This window comes from Mesorhizobium sp. M4B.F.Ca.ET.089.01.1.1, from assembly GCF_004022605.1.
Lineage (GTDB): Bacteria > Pseudomonadota > Alphaproteobacteria > Rhizobiales > Rhizobiaceae > Mesorhizobium > Mesorhizobium abyssinicae.
The window spans coordinates 1-1,109 of the sequence record NZ_RZOS01000887.1; the positions used below are offsets into that span (position 1 = coordinate 1).

The window sequence follows — 1,109 nt, forward strand, 5'->3', positions numbered from 1 at the left end:
AGATAAGACAAGCCGCCCACACCAGGAATGAGGAACAGCTTCCACACAATTCCGCCTACCGCTGGCGGAATTATTGACGGAAGCAGGAAAGATGCTCGCATCCACCGTGTGCCAACGAGATTTTCCTTAAGCGCTATTGCCAACGCTAATCCACACAGTAATTGGAGGACGACGGGGACGACGACCAAAATGAACGTAACCAGCGCGGCGTTGATAAACCGACCGTCGGACAAGAACCGCGCGTAATTGTAAAGCCGGATAAAGCGCGTCTTTTCCGGGAAGGCTATGTTGAAGTCACCGAACGAGAGGGCAATGACAGCTGCAATCGGCACGACTGTCGCAAGACATAGGAACGCGATCGCGGGTGTAACGAGCGCCGAATACACTTTAGGCCGGGAAGATGCCATCGTCCGTTGCTCCTGGAGTTATTTATGCTCGCCTGGAATGGGCACCTCAGATGCTGCCAGCAACGCTTAAGCGAGCTTCAGCAAGCAGAGGACGTCAACGATGCAGTGTTCCCCGTGGTGAGTTACTCGCAGCCGTCAACCGTGCCGAGACAATTCCACGGCGTATAGTTTTATCGTAGAGTTACCTTTCCAAGTTTCATGCGCCTTTGGAAACAGAATGCTGCGCTCCATTCAATTGGCAGGCGAAGCACGACACATTCTGCCGTCGACGGCCTCGAGACAGCGTGAACACTGCACTGGCTCGCCATTGCTGTCTTGATCAGGGCCAAGAAGGATGTCCGGAACGTGTCATCTCGTGGCGCGCGTGCTCAGACCCGGGGCTCCGATTCGTCCATGGTCACCTTTGTGTCATTTTGGCTATAACGAAACTGGGCATCAGTAAGTCCGGCCGCGTCGGACAGTTCTGCGGCTAGCAGCTGAGCGGGCAGGATGTCCACGATTGATCGTGCCACGCGGTTCTGCAAAGATGGCACCTTCACAACTGCGAGGTTTTTGGCGTCCTGAGGCGACTCGCTTGCGGTTACCAGAAGAACTGCACAGCCGATTTCAGCCAATTCCTGCGCCAATCGCACTTCGCGGCCGTCACCAAATATCAAAATCCCGGTTGCCTGATCCATCGATTCCATCGGGCCGTGCAAGTAG

Annotated in this window: 2 pseudogenes; both read right to left on the minus strand. The window is 55.0% G+C overall.

The features are described from left to right. Positions 1-407 (minus strand): annotated as a pseudogene (locus EN780_RS39890) (sugar ABC transporter permease); the annotation flags it as partial. A 368-nt stretch (positions 408-775) separates the two neighbouring features. After that, positions 776-1,109, minus strand: a pseudogene (locus EN780_RS34775) (glucosamine--fructose-6-phosphate aminotransferase); the annotation flags it as partial.